Annotated in this window: 13 protein-coding genes; 3 read left to right on the top strand and 10 right to left on the bottom strand. The window is 73.1% G+C overall.

Going from position 1 to position 16,093, the window contains the following annotated elements; genetic code table 11:
- Positions 1 to 47: 47 nt before the first annotated feature.
- The 3 genes from GA0070611_RS25475 to GA0070611_RS25465 form a co-directional block, all read right to left on the bottom strand.
- On the bottom strand, positions 48 to 320 hold the full coding sequence (locus GA0070611_RS25475) for a GlsB/YeaQ/YmgE family stress response membrane protein (RefSeq protein WP_091669474.1): 273 nt from the start codon (positions 318 to 320) through the stop codon (positions 48 to 50).
- 200 nt (positions 321 to 520) lie between these two features.
- Positions 521 to 2,716, bottom strand: a complete 2,196-nt coding sequence (locus tag GA0070611_RS25470; protein WP_091669471.1) for a carbohydrate-binding module family 20 domain-containing protein — start codon at positions 2,714 to 2,716, stop codon at positions 521 to 523.
- Between the two features lie 295 nt (positions 2,717 to 3,011).
- Positions 3,012 to 3,281: a hypothetical protein gene (locus GA0070611_RS25465; RefSeq protein WP_157740386.1), complete on the bottom strand. Its 270-nt coding sequence runs from the start codon at positions 3,279 to 3,281 to the stop codon at positions 3,012 to 3,014.
- A 274-nt stretch (positions 3,282 to 3,555) separates the two neighbouring features.
- Here GA0070611_RS25465 and GA0070611_RS25460 point away from each other — a divergent pair, with 274 nt between their 5' ends.
- Positions 3,556 to 4,722, top strand: coding sequence for an MFS transporter (locus GA0070611_RS25460; protein ID WP_091669462.1), 1,167 nt, complete (start codon positions 3,556 to 3,558; stop codon positions 4,720 to 4,722).
- Positions 4,723 to 4,883: 161 nt separating this feature from the next.
- Positions 4,884 to 6,839 carry an APC family permease gene (locus GA0070611_RS25455; protein ID WP_197675794.1) on the top strand — a complete coding sequence of 652 codons (1,956 nt, stop codon included), beginning with the start codon at positions 4,884 to 4,886 and terminating at the stop codon, positions 6,837 to 6,839.
- 42 nt (positions 6,840 to 6,881) lie between these two features.
- Here GA0070611_RS25455 and GA0070611_RS25450 read toward each other — a convergent pair whose 3' ends face one another.
- The 6 genes from GA0070611_RS25450 to kdpF form a co-directional block, all read right to left on the bottom strand.
- Complete coding sequence (locus GA0070611_RS25450; RefSeq protein ID WP_091669454.1) at positions 6,882 to 7,562, bottom strand: response regulator; 681 nt, start codon at positions 7,560 to 7,562, stop codon at positions 6,882 to 6,884.
- The gene (locus GA0070611_RS25445; RefSeq protein WP_091669450.1) at positions 7,559 to 10,102 is read right to left on the bottom strand and encodes a sensor histidine kinase; all 2,544 of its coding nucleotides are present in this window, start codon (positions 10,100 to 10,102) and stop codon (positions 7,559 to 7,561) included. Before GA0070611_RS25445 ends, GA0070611_RS25450 begins: the two co-directional genes overlap by 4 nt.
- A 78-nt stretch (positions 10,103 to 10,180) precedes the next feature.
- Positions 10,181 to 11,062 carry a potassium-transporting ATPase subunit C gene (locus tag GA0070611_RS25440; RefSeq protein WP_091669448.1) on the bottom strand — a complete coding sequence of 294 codons (882 nt, stop codon included), beginning with the start codon at positions 11,060 to 11,062 and terminating at the stop codon, positions 10,181 to 10,183.
- A complete protein-coding gene (gene kdpB, locus GA0070611_RS25435) occupies positions 11,062 to 13,254 on the bottom strand; it encodes a potassium-transporting ATPase subunit KdpB (RefSeq protein WP_091669443.1) in 2,193 nt (730 codons plus the stop codon). The genes GA0070611_RS25440 and kdpB overlap by 1 nt, the downstream gene beginning before the upstream one ends.
- 20 nt (positions 13,255 to 13,274) lie before the next feature.
- Entirely contained in the window at positions 13,275 to 14,930 is a 1,656-nt protein-coding gene (kdpA, locus tag GA0070611_RS25430) for a potassium-transporting ATPase subunit KdpA (RefSeq protein ID WP_091669439.1), read from the bottom strand.
- Positions 14,930 to 15,019 (bottom strand): K(+)-transporting ATPase subunit F, encoded by a 90-nt coding sequence (gene kdpF / locus GA0070611_RS25425; protein WP_091669436.1) that lies wholly within the window; start codon positions 15,017 to 15,019, stop codon positions 14,930 to 14,932. The genes kdpA and kdpF overlap by 1 nt, the downstream gene beginning before the upstream one ends.
- A 410-nt stretch (positions 15,020 to 15,429) precedes the next feature.
- Here kdpF and GA0070611_RS25420 point away from each other — a divergent pair, with 410 nt between their 5' ends.
- Positions 15,430 to 15,822, top strand: a complete 393-nt coding sequence (locus GA0070611_RS25420; RefSeq protein WP_331715312.1) for an ANTAR domain-containing protein — start codon at positions 15,430 to 15,432, stop codon at positions 15,820 to 15,822.
- A gap of 39 nt (positions 15,823 to 15,861) precedes the next feature.
- On the opposite strand, the gene GA0070611_RS25415 is transcribed toward GA0070611_RS25420, so the two are convergent.
- Positions 15,862 to 16,080: a hypothetical protein gene (locus GA0070611_RS25415; RefSeq protein WP_091669433.1), complete on the bottom strand. Its 219-nt coding sequence runs from the start codon at positions 16,078 to 16,080 to the stop codon at positions 15,862 to 15,864.
- Positions 16,081 to 16,093 lie beyond the last annotated feature (13 nt).

Raw genomic sequence — 16,093 nt, 5'->3', positions numbered from 1 at the left:
GCCCACTCCCGTCGATCGGGAATGGGCCGGGCGCGGACGGTGCCGGATCAGTGCACGCGACGGCGGCCGTATGCACCGGCCGCGATGGCGACCCCGATCGCGGCGAAGACCACCTGGATCGCCAGCTCGATCCAGTCGATGCCGGCCGTGTCGTCCACCCCGAGCGCACCGGCGACGAGAGTGCCGAGGATCGCGGCGACCACGCCGATGAGCAGGGTGAGCCAGATCGGAATGTGCTGCTTGCCCGGTACGACCAGGCGACCGAGGGCGCCGATGATCAGACCGATGATGATCGCGGTGAAGAAACCGGTGATTTCCACGGGAGCCATCCCTCCGACGGTTGTGGGCCGAGGCAGCTGTGCCCCCGCCGGACGACCGGCAAAACCGGCGGCGGGCCGATCGGTCGATTCTTCACACAGTTGTCATGGGACCGCGTACCGACCGTCATCCACGGCGACGGAGCCGGCCCGCGCCGCCCGCCCCGGCGGTGGAGCACCAGGGCGGGCGGCGACGGTGGCGGCTACCGCCAGGTGTCCGTGCTGCTCCAGCTGCCGCCGGCCGGCGTGGTGAAGCTCCGGTTGGCACCGGACTCCCAGGTCACCGAGCCGTCGGGGTTCTTCTTCAGGTACTTGTACTCGACGGCGGTGTTCGGCGGCAGGTTCAGCGTCGTCCGCCACACCGGGTAGTCGGCCGACGAGAGCGGAACGGCGTTGGCCGGGTTCCACCCACCCAGGGCGGCGAGGTTGCCGACCAGGTAGACGTTCTGCCCGTAGTAGGTGCTGACGGTGGCGTTGAAGGAGGCCGCGACCGGCGCGGTCGGGACGGTGTCACCGCGGAAGCTGTCGGTCACCGCGGACGACCCGGAGGCCGGCGTGCCGAGGCTGCGGTTCGCGCCGGACTCCCAGGTCACCACGCCGGCGGCGGTCTTCTTGATGTACTTGTACTCCACAGTGGTCGACCGGGGCAGGTCGACGGCGGCGCGGTAGGAGTTGCCGCCCAGCGCGGTGAGCCGGACCGCGTTGGCCGGCGCCCAGGAGCCCAGCTCCGGGATGCTGCCCACGACGTAGACGTCCTGGTCGGTGGCCGGGGTGGCGCTGACCGTGAAGGTGGTGGCGATGCCACCGTCGGGGTTGCTGGTGGGGCCGGCCGTCGGGGAGGCGGTGGGCGAGGCCGTCGGCGACGGGCTGGTGCCGGGCCGGGCGTCGACGTGCAGGGCGACGGCGTTGTTCGCCGGCACGGTCACCGTGGCCCGGCCGCCGGAGACGGTCACCGTGCCGCCGGTGCAGCCGGTGCCGGTGGCGACACCGGAGATGACGTCGCAGTACCGGCCGTCGGCGAGGCCGGTGGTGAAGGTGGCGGTGGTGGCGGTGCCGGAGTCGTTGATCCCGATCCAGCCCCGGTCGCCCCGGTGGAAGCCGATCACGTTGCTGTTGACGGTGGTGAAGTCCGCGACCGTACGGACCGACCGGGCCGCGTTGGCCCAGCCGACCATGCCCTTGATGCCGGTGGTCCGGGTCAGGCAGTTCCAGGCGGCCCCGCAGACCGTGTCGGTGACGCGGCCGGTGCCGTCGGCCGGCGGGGACTGGTTGCGGTCGGTCCAGGTGAAGCTGTCGTAGACCGAGGGCCTGCCGTGCGGGTACGCCAGCGCGAAGTAGTTGGCCAGCACGTAGTCGCTGCCGTTCTTGTACGACAGCACCACCCCGTCGCGCTCCAGGTCGTGGTTGGTGACCATGGCGAAGACGTTGCCGTCGGGCGCGTCGAGGTTCCAGCTCGGCACGTTCTGCAGGGTCGAGATGGAACCCTGGAACGCCGACCTGATCCCCTTGGCGTACCCGAAGTCCAGGACGTCACCGTTGCCGGTGTACGCCCGGGCCTGGAGTGCGGGGTTGCTCGCGCCGTCGAAGATCTCCTGGGCGACGTACGGGCGCTTCCCCTCGGTGAGGGTGTTGTTCAGCTTGCCGAGGATCGCCGCGAAGTCGTCCTTCCTGACGTGCTTGACCGCGTCCACCCGGAAGCCGTCGACGCCGAGGCCGATCAGGTCGTTCAGGTACCCGGCGATCTTGTTGCGGACGGTCTCCTTCTCGGTGTACAGGTCGGACAGGGAGAGCAGCTCGCAGCTGGTCACCTGGGCCTCGTTGTTCCAGTCGGTGATCCCGCCGCCGGTCGGGCAGTTGTCGCCCGGGTGGTGGAAGTCGCCGTAGCCGTACGGGACCGCCGGATAGTCGTAGCCGGTGAACGTGGTGCCGGCGTACCCGCGGGTCCCGGCCGGGTTGTTGGTGCCGGCCATGTGGTTGACCACCGCGTCGACGTAGACCCGTACGCCGGCGTCGTGGCAGGTGGCGACCATGGCGGCGAACTGCTGCCGGGTGCCGAACCGGCTCTCCAGCCGGTACGACACCGGCTGGTACACCTCGAACCAGGGGTGCACCCCGTCCGGGCTGTTCGGCAGGCTGACCGACTCCTGCGGTGGCGCGACCTGGACCGCGCCGTATCCGGCGGGGCCGAGGTGGTCGGTGCAGGCGGCGGCGACCGAGGTCCAGTTCCATTCCCACAGGTTGGCGGTCACCTCGCTGTCGTTGAGCACGACGGCGGCGCGGGCGGGGGTGGCGGTGGTGGTCACGGCGGTGGCCACCGCGGCGCCACCGGCGACGACCAGCGCGGCGGCCAGCAGGGCGCGGCCGGCGCGGCCACCGGGGTGTGGCGTTGCGGATTCCATGGCAGGTGGACCTCTTCCGTGCTCGAAGGGGTGCGCGTGGCGACAGTGGACGGCCCGGGTGACGAACACGATGCGGGATCCATGAAAGTCTTTGCAATACCTTGCGGCAAGATTTTCGAAACCCGTCGGCAACACGGCTGCCACAGGATCGCTCCCCGCCCAGCTCAGCCGGTTTTCGGGCACGCGGAAGTGTCGCGCCGGGTCCCGCGCACCGGGAGACCCTTGACTCGTACCGGGCTCGACCTTAGGTTCCCGGCAAGAACTTCCAGCGCCTGCCGGTGCGGCGGCAGGAGTGTCAGCCGCTCTCGTCCACGAAGGTGTAGTAACCCATCCGGAACCGCTGGAGCAGGGCCCGCATGAAGTCCGCACCGGCCGACGGCGGCACCCGGTGGGCGCCGGCCGGCACGCCGTTGTCGTGAAAGTCCCGGGCCAACGCGCCCCACTCCTCGTCGAGCACGGACAGCACGGCGGGCTGCCCCGGCTGCCGGCGGAACTCGGCCACCCGCCGCCTGCGGTGCTGCACGGACGCGTACAGCGCCACCCGGGTCGGTGCCTGCTCGGTCACGGCTGCCTCCTGCATCGACCCGCCCGTACGGGTGCGGACGCCCCCGGTGATCATGCCCGGATCCGGGCCGGGCCGAGGTCCCGCAGCCGGCCGCCGATGGGTTACGGTCGGCAGGTGATCCCGGTGGAGGCCGTCACGGCCGCGTACGCCCAGTGGGTCACGCCCGCCCTGCCGCTCTACGGCAACGACCACGAGCGGGCCGACTTCGCCCCCTGAGCCACTCCCGGTTCACCCTCTCCTTCCTCCGTTCCACCCCGACCGGGAGCTGTGCCGCATGTCCGTCGACCGTGCCGGGATCCGGGTGGTGCTGCGCGCACCCCAGGTCGCCCGGGTCCTCGTCAGCAGCCAGGTGGGCCGGCTGCCGACCGCCAGCGCCCCGCTGGCCCTGATCCTCTTCGCCCGCCAGTCGCTGAGCCTGGCCACCGCCGGCCTGCTGGTCGCCGCGTACACCGCCGGCATGGCGGTGGGTACGCCGCTGCTGGCCCGGGCGGTGGACCGCTGGCGGCAGCCGCCGGTGCTCTGGGGCGCGGCCGTCCTCTCCGGCCTCGGCTTCCTGGCGGTGGCGCTGACCGGCGGGCGGCTCACCGGCGCGCTGGTCGGCGCGGCGCTGGCCGGGTTCGGCACCCCGCCGCTGGAGGCGTGCCTGCGTACCCTCTGGCCGGACCTGCTCCCGGCGGCGGCCGTACCGGTGGCGTACGCGCTGGACATCGCGGTCCAAGAGGTGATCTTCGTGGTCGGGCCGCTGCTGACCGTCCTGGCGGTGACCCTGGCCGGGCCGGCCGCCGGCCTGGTCGCCGCCGCGCTGGCGCAGCTCGCCGGCACCGCCGCGTACGCGCTCGCGCCCGTCGCCCGGCACTGGCGCGGGGTGCCCGCGGCGCGGCACTGGGCCGGCCCGCTGCGGGTCGGCCGGTTCGGGGCGATGCTGCTCGGGGTGATCGGCGTCGGCGCGGCGGTCGGCAGCATCGCGGTCGCGGTCACCGGGTACGCGGAGGCGGCCGGCGAACGGCGGCTCAGCGGCTGGCTGCTCGCCGCGCAGGCGGCCGGGGCGCTGGCCGGCGGGCTGGGGTACACCCGGGCCCGTCCCGGTGGCCCGGGCCGGCTGCCGCTGCTGGCCGCCGCCCTCACCGCCGGGTACCTGCCGCTGCTGCTCGCCCCCGGGCCGCTGCCGATGGCCGGCCTGCTGGTGCTGAGCGGGCTGGCGCTGCCCCCGGTACTGACCGCGATCTTCCTGGCCGCCGAGCGGCTGGCCGAGCCGGGCACGGTGGCCGAGGCGTTCGCCTGGGTGGCCACCGCCTTCGTGATCGGCAGCGCCGCCGGCTCCGCGCTCGCCGGGCCGCTGGTCACGACCGGCGTCCGGTACGGGCTGGCGGTCGCGCCGCTCGCCGCCCTGCTCGGCACGGCCGTGCTGTGGTTCGCCCGGGCCGGCCGGCCCGGGCCGTGAAAACCGCGTGAAAAATCGGCCCGGGGGCGTGATTTCGGCGTAGTCGGCCGCCCGTCGGGACGATCATGGTCAGCGGAACGTCGAACGGGTCGGGCGGCGCCCGGTACCTCCGGCGCCCATCACGTCCGCCCGCTCCGGCGACGGTTGGCTGGGGAGGCATGATGGCCGTCGGTACGCGGGTGCGCGAGCCGCGGAAACGATCGCTGCGGGACTGGCTGCTGGCGGACACCGCCGCCCGACCCGCCCGGGTGGAGGGCCCGTACGCCCGGCCACCGGAGCAGCGGCACCACAGCTGGTGGAAGGTCATGTGCCTGACCGGCGTGGACTACTTCTCCACCCTCGGCTACCAGCCGGGCATCGCCGCGCTGGCCGCCGGCGCGCTCTCCCCGGTGGCCACGCTGGTGCTGGTCCTGGTCACCCTGCTCGGCGCGCTGCCGGTGTACCGGCGGGTGGCGCAGGACAGCCCACACGGCGAGGGCTCGATCGCCATGCTGGTCAAGCTCCTGACCTACTGGCAGGGCAAGCTGTTCGTGCTGGTCCTGCTCGGTTTCGCGGCGACCGACTTCATCATCACCATCACCCTCTCCGCCGCCGACGCGACCGCCCACATCGATGAGAACCCGTTCTGGCCGGCGTCCCTCAAGGGCCACGAGGTGATCATCACGCTGCTGCTCGTCGCCCTGCTCGGCGCGGTCTTCCTGAAGGGCTTCACCGAGGCGATCGGGATCGCGGTCGGCCTGGTCGGGGTGTATCTGGCGTTGAACGTGGTGGTGGTGGGCGACGCCCTCTGGCGGGTGCTCACCCACCCCACCCGGGTCACGGACTGGACCACCGCGTTGACCACCCAGCACGGGGATCCGTTGCTGATGGTCGCGGTGGCGCTGCTGGTCTTCCCGAAGCTGGCCCTTGGGCTGTCCGGCTTCGAGACCGGGGTGGCGGTGATGCCGCACGTCAAGGGCGACCCGACCGACTCCGAGGAGAAGCCGACCGGGCGGATCCGCGGCGCCCGGCGGCTGCTCACCACCGCTGCCGCGATCATGAGCGTCTTCCTGGTCACCAGCAGCATCGTCACCGTGGTGCTGATTCCCGCCGAGGCGTTCCGGCCGGGCGGCGAGGCGAACGGGCGGGCGCTCGCCTACCTGGCGCACCAGAACCTCGGCCAGGTGTTCGGCACCGTCTACGACCTCTCGACCATCCTCATCCTGTGGTTCGCCGGCGCGTCGGCGATGGCCGGCCTGCTCAACCTGGTCCCCCGCTACCTGCCCCGCTACGGGATGGCGCCCACCTGGGCGCGGGCGGTACGGCCGCTGGTGCTCGTCTTCTCGGCCGTGGCCTTCCTCATCACGATCATCTTTCGGGCCAGCGTCGACGCGCAGGGCGGCGCCTACGCCACGGGCGTCCTGGTCCTGATCACCTCGGCGGCGGTGGCGGTGACCCTGTCCGCCCGGCACCGCCGGCAACACGGGCGCATGGTGGCCTTCGGGGTCATTGCGCTGATCTTCGTCTACACCACCGTCGCCAACGTGGTGGAGCGGCCCGACGGCGTGAAGATCGCCGCCTGCTTCATCGGCGGGATCATCGCCGTCTCGCTGCTGTCCCGACTGTTCCGGGCCTTCGAACTACGGGTCGCCACCGTGGAGCTGGATCCGGTGGCCCGCCAGTTCATCGCCGACTGCGCCCGGCGACGGATCCGGCTGATCGCGCACGAATCGGCCAGCCGCGACCCCGCCGAGTACCGCGACAAGCTCGCGCAGATCGTCAAGGACAACGACTTCCCGACCGACGCCGACGTGATCTTCGTGGAGGTCACCGTCACCGACCCCTCGGACTTCGAGACGGAACTGCACGTCAGCGGGGCCGTGCTGCACGGCCGGTACCGGGTGCTCCGGCTCGCCAGTTCGTCCGTGCCGAACGCGCTCGCCGCGCTGCTCCTGCACATTCGTGACCTGACCCATCGCCGGCCGCACATCTACTTCGAGTGGACGGAGGGGAACCCGGCGGGCAACTTCCTGCGCTACCTGATCTTCGGACAGGGGGAGATCGCCCCCGTCACCCGCGAGATCCTGCGTCGCGAGGAGCCGAACCGGTCCCGCCGGCCGCACGTGCACGCGGGCTGACCCCGCCGGAGCGTACCGGCGGCGTGAAGAAACTCGGGACCGTCAGGGGCGGTAGCGGTAGCCCATCCCCGGCTCGGTGATCAGGTGCCGGGGACGGGCCGGGTCGTCCTCCAGCTTGCGCCGCAGCTGGGCCAGGTACTGCCGGAGGTAGTTGGTCTCGTCGTGGTACTCCGGCCCCCACACGTCGTGCAGCAGTTGCCGCTGGCTGACCAGCTTGCCGGGGTTGCGCAGCAGCTTCTCCAGCACCGCCCACTGGGTGGGGGTGAGCCGGACCTCGTCGCCGTCGTCCCGGGTCACCGTCCGGTCGGCCAGGTCGACGGTGTGCCGGCCGATCCGCAGCGCTGGCTGCGCGGGGGCGGTGGCCGTGAGCCGGCGGGTCACCGCGCGGATCCGGGCCAGCAGCTCGTCCACCCCGAACGGCTTGGTGACGTAGTCGTCGGCGCCCGCGTCGAGGGCGGCCACCTTGTCCTCGCTGCCGGCCCGACCGGAGAGCACGATGATCGGCACCGCGGTCCAGCCGCGCAGGCCCCGGATCACCTCGACCCCGTCCAGGTCGGGCAGGCCGAGGTCGAGCACCACCAGGTCGGGCGGGTGGGCGGCGGCGGCCTTGAGGGCGCCCGTGCCGGTCTCGGCGACCTGCACGTCGTACCCCCGGGCGCGCAGGTTGATCCTCAGCGCGCGCAGGATCTGCGGCTCGTCGTCGACGACCAGGATCCGGGTCATCCGCGCACCCCTTCCGGGCCGTCGGCGGCGGGCAGCCGCAGCACCATGGTCAGTCCCCCGCCCGGGGTGGTCTCCGGGGTGATGCTGCCGCCCATCGCCTCGGCGAGCCCTCGGGACAGGGCCAGCCCCAGCCCCACGCCGGTCCGGTTGTCCCGGTCACCGAGGCGCTGGAACGGCAGGAAGACATGTTCCCACTGGTCCTCCGGGATGCCCGGGCCGGTGTCGATCACCCGCAGCTCGACCCGGCCGGCGTGCGCGCTCCCGGTGATGGTCGGCGGCCGGCCGGGCGGGCTGTGCCGCAGGGCGTTGGCGATGATGTTGACCAGGACCCGTTCCAGCAGGCCGGGGTCGGCGAGCGCCGCCGGCAGGTCGGCCGGGATGTCCGTGGTCACCTCCGCCGCCGCCGGTCCCAGCTCGTCCAGGGCCCGGGGTACGGCGTCCTCCAGGCCGATCGCCGTCGCCGCGACGCCGAGCGCGCCGGCCTGCAGCCGGCTCATGTCGAGCAGGTTCGCCACCAGCCGCCCCAGCCGGTCCAGCGACTCGTCGGCGGTGGCCAGCAGCTCGTCCCGGTCGTCGGCGTCGAACTCCACGTCGGGGCTGCGCAGGCTGCTCACCGCCGCCTTCGCCGAGGCCAGCGGCGTACGCAGGTCGTGGCTGACGGCGGCGAGCAGCGCGGTGCGCATCCGGTCGGCCTCGGCCAGCGGCCGGGCGGCGGCGGCCTCCTCGGCCAGCCGTTCCTGCCGCAGCGCGACGGCGGCCTGCGCGGCGAACGCCTCGACCACCCGCCGGTCGGCCGCCTCCAGCCGGCGGCCGGCGAGCACCACGCTGAGCCGGTCGTCGACCGGCACCACGGTCTCCCCCGCGCCGGGGCTGCCCGGCGGGTTCTCGCCCACGCCCGCCACCACCCGCCAGGCGCCCGCCGGCCGGGACCGGGCCGGCCGCCCCTCCGCCTCGGCGGTCAGCTCCAGCACGCTGACCGCGCGCAGCCCGAAGGTCTCCCGCAGCCGGTCCAGCAGGGCGACCAGCGGCCGCTCGCCGCGCAGCACGCCACCGGCCACGGTGGCCAGGGTCTGAGCGTCGGCGGAGGCCCGGGCCGCCTCCCGGGTACGCCGGGCCGCCACGTCGACCACCCCGCTGACCGCGATGGCGACGCCGACGAAGACGCCGAGGGCGAGCAGGTTGTCCGCCTCGGCGATGGTCAGGGTGTGGAACGGCGGGGTGAAGTACCAGTTCAGCAGTAGCGAACCGCCCAGCGCGGCGACCAGCGCCGGCCACAGGCCGCCGACCAGCGCCACGCCGACCACCCCGGCCAGGAAGAGCAGGATGTCGTTGGTCAGGGTCAGGTCGGGCAGCGTCCGCAGCAGCAGGGTGAGCAGCGGCATGCCGAGCAGCGCGAGGGCGTACCCGAGCAGCCGGCGCCGCCGGGACAGCGCCGCCGGCACCGGGCCGGCCCGGCCGCGCCCGGCCTGCGGGTGGGTGACCAGGTGCACGTCGATCGGGCCGGAGAGCGCGGTGGTGGTCACCCCCACCCCGCGCGACAGCAGCTGGGCGAGCCGGCCACGCCGGCTCGCGCCGAGCACCAACTGGGTGGCGTTGACGCCGCGGGCGAAGTCCAGCAGGGCCGCCGGGACGTCGCTGCCGAGCACCTGGTGGTACGTGCCGCCGAGGCTCTCCACCAGCACCCGCTGCCGGGCGAGCTGGGCCGGGTCCGCGCCGGCCAGCCCGTCGCTGCGGGCCACGTGCACGGCGAGCAGGTCCGCGCCCTTGCCTCGGGCGGCGATCCGGGCCGCCCGGCGGATCAGCGTCTCGCCCTCCGGCCCGCCGGTGAGCGCCACCACCACCCGTTCCCGCGCCTCCCAGGTGGCGGAGATGCCCTGCTGCGCCCGGTACGCGTCGAGCTGCTCGTCGACCTTGTCCGCCAGCCAGAGCAGGGCCAGCTCGCGCAGCGCGGTGAGGTTGCCGACCCGGAAGTAGTTGCCCAGCGCCGCGTCGATCCGGTCCGGGCGGTAGATGTTGCCGTGGGCCATCCGGCGACGCAACGCCTCCGGGGTCATGTCGACCAGCTCGACCTGCCCGGCGGCCCGCACCACCTGGTCCGGCAGGGTCTCCCGCTGGGTGGTGCCGGTGATCTGCGCGACCACGTCGGTGAGCGACTCCAGGTGCTGGACGTTGACCGTGGAGAGCACGTCGATCCCGGCGTCGAGCAACTCCTGGACGTCCTGCCAGCGCTTCTCGTGCCGGGAGCCGGGCACGTTGGTGTGGGCCAGCTCGTCCACCACGGCCACCTCGGGCCGGCGGGCCAGCAGCGCGTCCAGGTCCAGCTCGGTGAGGTCGACCCCCCGGTAGCCGACCGTGCGCCGGGGCAGCACCTCCAGGTCGCCGATCATCGCCGCCGTGTGCGGCCGGCCGTGGGTCTCCACCAGCCCGACCACCACGTCGGTGCCACGCTCGGCGCGCCGCTGGGCCTCCTCCAGCATGGCGTAGGTCTTGCCGACCCCTGGGGCCGCGCCCAGGTAGATCCGCAGTTCACCCCTGCGCACCGGCCCATCCTCTCATCGGTGCGGGGAAGGGCCCCCGGGTACCGCCGGATGCGGTGCGGGGGCCCTTCCGGACGTCGGTCAGCGGGCCGGGAAGGCCGCGTCGAGCGCGAGGTTGAGCTCCAGGACGTTCACCGTGGGCTCGCCCAGGAAGCCGAGCGCCCGCCCGGCGGTGTGCGCCGCGACCAGCCGGCGGATCGCCGTCGGGTCCGCGCCGCGCTCCCGGGCCACCCGGGCCACCTGGATCTCCGCGTACGCCGGGGAGATGTGCGGGTCGAGGCCGCTGCCGCTGGCGGTGACCGCGTCGGCCGGCACGGCGGGCTCCTTCGGCGCGTCGCCGCGGACCGGGGTGACGATGCCCCCCTCGGCCAGGTAGTCCGCACCGGGTCGGGCCGGCTCGACGGGCACGCCCTGCCAGCGGGCCACGAAGGGCGTCGCCGGGGCGGCCTGGTTGACGCTGACCACCCGGGTGATCCGGCCGGTCAGCCCGTCGGCGCGGAACACGGCCAGCACCGCGCCCACCCCGTCGGGCGTGCAGTACGGCCGCCGCCCGTCGACGCCGTTCAGCTCGCCGACCGCCTTGCTGCGCGCGCAGACCTGGCTGAGCAGGCTCAAGGTGGTGTCGGCCGGGTCGGCGGCGAGGGTGTCCACCACGCTCTCCGGACCGAGGTTGCTCGCCGCGGTGGCAGTCGGGTCGTAGCCGGCACCGGCGGCCGAGGGGCGGGACTGGAAGTAGCGCGGGACGGGGTTGCCGTCCGCGTCGGTGAACGACTGCCCGATCAGCGAGCTGCCGACGGTCCGCCCGCCGACGGTGACCAGCGAGCCGTCGGCCCGGTCGGCGAGGCCGGGCAGCCGGCCCACGGCGACCAGGGCGAGCGGGTACGCCAGCCCGAGCAGGACGGTCAGGACGAGCACCGCGCGCAGGGCGGCCAGGTGCTGGGCGAGCCAGGAGGGCAGGCGCATCAGGAGATCCCCGGGATGAGCTGGACGAGCAGGTCGATGAGTTTGATGCCGACGAACGGCACCACGATGCCGCCGAGGCCGTACACCAGCAGGTTGCGGCTGAGCAGCTTCGAGGCGCTGGCCGGGCGGTAGCGCACGCCGCGCAGGGCCAGCGGGATCAGCGCGACGATCACGATCGCGTTGAAGATGACCGCGGCGAGGATCGCCGACGCCGGGCTGGACAGCCGCATCACGTTGAGCGCGTCCAGGCTCGGGTAGATGCCGGCGAACATGGCCGGGATGATCGCGAAGTACTTGGCGATGTCGTTGGCGATGCTGAACGTGGTCAACGCGCCCCGGGTGATCAGCAACTGCTTGCCGATCTCCACGATCTCGATCAGCTTGGTCGGGTCGGAGTCGAGGTCGACCATGTTGCCGGCCTCCTTCGCGGCCGAGGTGCCGGTGTTCATGGCGACGCCGACGTCGGCCTGGGCCAGCGCGGGCGCGTCGTTGGTGCCGTCGCCGGTCATCGCGACCAGCCGGCCGCCCTCCTGCTCCTTGCGGATCAGGGCGAGCTTGTCCTCCGGCGTGGCCTCGGCGAGGAAGTCGTCCACCCCGGCCTCGTCGGCGATGGCCTTCGCGGTGCGCGGGTTGTCCCCGGTGATCATCACGGTGCGGATGCCCATCCGGCGCATCTCGTCGAACCGCTCCCGCATGCCGGCCTTGACGACGTCCTTCAGGTGGATGACGCCCAGCGCCCGGGCCGGCTCGCCGGCGGTGTGCTCGGCGACCACCAGCGGGGTGCCGCCGGTGCCGCTGATCGCGTCGACCAGCTCGCCGACCTGCTCGGTCGGGTGACCGCCGTGCTCGCGTACCCACTTCAGCACCGCGGCGGCCGCGCCCTTGCGGATCTGCCGGACGCCCCCCTCGGCGGCGAGGTCGACGCCGCTCATCCGGGTCTGCGCGGTGAACGGCACGAAGGTGGCGTGCGGGATGAGGCCCGGTTCGCGTTCACGCAGCCCGAACTCGTTCTTGGCCAGCACCACCACCGAGCGCCCCTCGGGCGTCTCGTCGGCCAGGCTGGCGAGCTGCGCCGCGTCGGCGACGGTCGCCGCGTCGACGCCGTCGACCGGCAGGAAGTCGGCGGCCTGCCGGTTGCCCAGGGTGATCGTGCCGGTCTTGTCCAGCAGCAGCGTGTTGACGTCGCCGGCCGCCTCGACCGCCCGGCCGCTCATGGCCAGGACGTTGCGTTGGACGAGCCGGTCCATGCCGGCGATGCCGATCGCGGAGAGCAGCGCGCCGATGGTGGTCGGGATCAGGCAGACCAGCAGCGAGACCAGCACGATGCCGCTGACGCCGGAGTCGGTGATCGCGGCGGTGTCCGGGGCCGCCGCCTGCCAGCCCTTGGCGAAGATGGCCAGCGGCTGGAGCGTGACCACCGCCAGCAGGAAGATGATCGTCAGGGCGGCCAGCAGGATGTTGAGCGCGATCTCGTTCGGGGTCTTCTGTCGGTTCGCCCCCTCGACCAGGGCGATCATCCGGTCGATGAAGCTCTCCCCCGGCTTCTGGGTGACCTTGACGATGATCCGGTCGGAGAGCACCCGGGTGCCGCCGGTGACCGCGCTGCGGTCCCCGCCGGATTCCCGGATCACCGGGGCGGACTCGCCGGTGATCGCCGACTCGTCGACGCTGGCGATGCCCTCGACCACGTCGCCGTCGGCAGGCACGGTCTGGCCCGCCTCGACCAGCACCACGTCGCCCTGCCGGAGCTGCGGCGCGGGCACCGCCTCGTCCCGGTACCCGTTGGCCGACGCACCGGGCGTCCAGCCCACCAGGCGGGTGGCGATGGTGTCCTGCTTGGCCCGGCGCAGCGTCGCGGCCTGGGCCTTGCCGCGCCCCTCGGCGACCGCCTCGGCCAGGTTGGCGAAGAGCACGGTCAGCCAGAGCCAGGCGGTGATCGACCAGGCGAAGACGGACGGGTCGACCACCGCGAGCACGGTGGTGAAGAGCGCGCCGATCTCGACGATCAGCATCACCGGGTTGCGCCACAGGGTGCGCGGGTCGAGCTTGCGCAGCGCGTCCGGCAGCGACGCGACCAGCTGCCGGGGGTCGAGCAGCCCGCCGCCGACCCGGCCGGTCCGGCTGGCCGGGTCGCTCGGTTCGGTCGGGGCGTCGGCGCCCGGCGCGTCGACGGTGTCCAGAGGTGCCGTCATGTCCTTGTCTCTCATGGTGGTCACAGCCCTTCGGCCAGCGGGCCGAGCGCGAGGGCGGGCAGGAAGGTGAGCGCGACGAGGACCACCGTGACGCCGACGACCATGCCGATGAAGAGCGGCCGGTGGGTCGGCAGGGTGCCCTCGGACGCGGGCGTCGGTTGCTGGCGGGCCAGCGAGCCGGCCAGCGCGAGCACGAAGATGATCGGCAGGAAGCGGCCGAGCAGCATGCACAGGCCCAGCGCGGTGTTCCACCACGGCGTGTTCACGGTGATGCCGGCGAACGCCGAGCCGTTGTTGTTGCTCGCCGAGGTGAACGCGTAGAGCACCTCGGAGAGTTTGTGCGGGCCGACGTTCAGCGCCGTCGCGGCGTTGCCGGTGGCGAACGCGGCGGCGGTGCCGGTGAGCACCAGGGCCGGCGTGACCAGGAAGTACAGCGACGCGAACTGCATCTCCCGCGCGCCGATCTTCTTGCCCAGGTACTCCGGCGTGCGGCCGACCATCAGGCCGGCGACGAAGACCGTGATCACCGCGAGGACCAGCAGCCCGTACAGGCCGGAGCCGACGCCACCGGGGGCGACCTCGCCGAGCATCATGTTGCCCAGCGTCATCATCCCGCCCAGCGCGGTGTACGAGTCGTGGAACGAGTTGACCGCGCCGGTCGAGGTGAGCGTGGTGGCCGCGGCGAAGGTGGCCGAGTTCGACACGTCGAACCGCACCTCCTTGCCCTCCAGCGCCGCCCCCACCGCCTGCGGCACCGTGCCGTGGCCGGCCAGTTCGAAGACGTTGGTCAGGGTGACGCTGGCCAAGGCGAGGATCGCCATCACCGCGGCGATGGCGTGGCCCTGCCGGCGCTGCCCGACCAGCCGGCCGAAGACCCGGGGCAGGCTGAACGGGATCACCAGGATCAGGAAGATCTCGATCCAGTTCGTCCAGGCGGTCGGGTTCTCGAACGGGTGGGCGCTGTTGGCGTTGTAGAAGCCACCACCGTTGGTGCCCAGCTCCTTGATCACTTCCTGGCCGGCCACCGGCCCGCCGGTGATGGTCTGGCTGCCGCCGGTCAGCGTGGACACCTCGGTGCCACCGGACAGGTTCTGCACCACCCCGCCGAGCATCAGCACCAGCGCGCCGAGCACCGCGACCGGCAGCAGGATCCGCAGCGTGATCCGGGTCAGGTCGACCCAGAAGTTGCCCAGCTCGCCGGTACGGCTGCGGGCGAAGCCGCGGACCAGCGCCACCGCGACGGCGATGCCGACGGCGGCGGAGACGAAGTTCTGCACCGCCAGACCGGTCATCTGCACCAGGTGGCCCATCGTCGACTCACCCGAGTACCACTGCCAGTTGGTGTTGGTCACGAACGAGACGGCGGTGTTCCACGCGCCGTGCGGCACCACCGGGTCGAAGCCGAGGCTCAGCGGCAGGCGGTCCTGGAGGCGCTGGAGGCCGTACAGGAACAGCACGGAGACCGCGGAGAACGCCAGCACGCCGCGGGCGTACACGCCCCAGGACTGCTCGGCGGCCGGGTCGACGCCGACCAGGCGGTAGATCCCCCGTTCGACCCGGGAGGACCGGGTGCCGGCGACCACCCGGTAGAGGTAGTCGCCGAACGGCCGGTGCACGGCGACCAGCGCCACCACCAGCGACAGCACGAACAGCACACCGGCTGTGGTCATGCTCATCAGAAACGCTCCGGGAAGAGCAGGGCGGCGACCAGGAACACGCCCAGTCCGAGCGCCAGCACCAGGCCGACGGCGTTGACGGCGTTCACCGCTTCTCCACGCCCCTCACCAGCAGGGTGAGGGCCGCGAACAGCCCCACCGTCAGCAACACGAACAGCACGTCGGACACGGCCGGTCTCTCCTCGGGAAGTGGTCCGCGCGACCGCCTTCCGGTCGCGCCGGGCAATCACAGCGCCGGGAGGCGGGGCCGGCCAAGGGTCATAACGCGACCGTGACGCCGGCCCTCGGTTTCTTCACGAGTCCTTGACGCGACCGGGACGAACCGGTGAAGGCGGTCACACCCGCCGAGGAGGCGGTGGCCGGCGCGCGCACCGTCCACGCCCGTACCCGGACGCTGTCGGCCGGATCAGTTACGACGACGCCGGCCTCGACGTGGTGCTGACGAAGGCCGCCCAGGTCGCCAGGGAGGGACGCGATTCCGGACACCGCCGGGGTCCCGGTGACGCTGGTCCAGGGGCACGAGGCGAGTTCGCGCTCCATCGGGCTGCCGATCCAGGAGGCGACGGTCGGCGCGCTGAACATCTACGGCACCACGGTCGGCCCGCTGGAGGAGCAGATCCACCTGGCCCGGACGCTCGCCGGGTACGCCGCCATCGCGCCGGCCGACGTGCACCTCCAAGAGAGCACCGCGACGCCGGCCCAGCAGACGCGGGAGGCGATGCAGAGCCGGGCGGGGATCGAGCAGGCCAAGGGGATCATCATGGGCCAGCGCCGGTGCGGCGCCGACGAGGCGTTCGCCATCCTGGCCCGGGTGTCGCAGGACTCGAACCGCAAGTTGCGCGAGGTGGCCGAGTCGTTGGTCGACCGCGCGGTGCACGGTCCCCGGGAGTGAGCGGTGCCGCCGGCCGTCACCGGCCGGCGGCGGTCCTGCTCAGCGGGGCAGCTCGCGCCAGCCGGTGCCGCTGCCGCGCCAGGCCCCGGCGAGAATTGTCGCCGCGCCCCGGCTCGGACAGTCCTGGATCTTGGACCGGCCGGTGGCACCACCGATCTGCGCCTGCACCTGCCACTGCCGCCCGTCGGTGCGGATGTAGACATCGCGGCGGCCACGGGTGGTGCGGTCCCCGTTCCACCAGTGTTCCTCGACGATCACCCTCCGACGGTAG

This window comes from Micromonospora auratinigra, from assembly GCF_900089595.1.
GTDB lineage: Bacteria > Actinomycetota > Actinomycetes > Mycobacteriales > Micromonosporaceae > Micromonospora > Micromonospora auratinigra.
The sequence above is the reverse complement of the archived record's forward strand: the minus strand, read 5'-3'. Positions and strand labels throughout refer to the sequence as shown.